General features: G+C 74.4%; 1 protein-coding gene. It reads right to left on the bottom strand.

Annotated elements, in window-relative coordinates; genetic code table 11:
• Positions 1-242: hypothetical protein (locus R0J92_RS25920; RefSeq protein ID WP_411053802.1), on the bottom strand; the 242-nt coding region annotated here is incomplete at both ends.

The raw sequence follows: 242 nt of genomic DNA, 5'->3' as shown, positions 1-242 counted from the left end.
CAGCAGCAAGACGTCGCCGCCCGGCAACTGCGCCAGGCCGACCGGATGGTAGCCGGGCTGCGTCGCGACCTGCAGCGGCTGCCAGGCATCGTCGATGTAGAGCCAGGCGGCGAAGGCCTCGGCGTCCTCGGGCCGGTCCTCGTCGATCAGGAAGAGCCGGCCGTCCGCCAGCTGCTGCCATGCTTCCGCACCGCCGTTCGCGCCGCCCTCCGCCACCCCGGCCGGGATCGGGAAGGGCCGCG

The sequence above is a fragment of the Tritonibacter sp. SIMBA_163 genome (assembly GCF_046535935.1).
GTDB classification, from domain to species: domain Bacteria; phylum Pseudomonadota; class Alphaproteobacteria; order Rhodobacterales; family Rhodobacteraceae; genus Epibacterium; species Epibacterium scottomollicae.
Note: the sequence above shows the minus strand (reverse complement) of the source record. Positions and strands in the feature narration are given on the sequence as shown.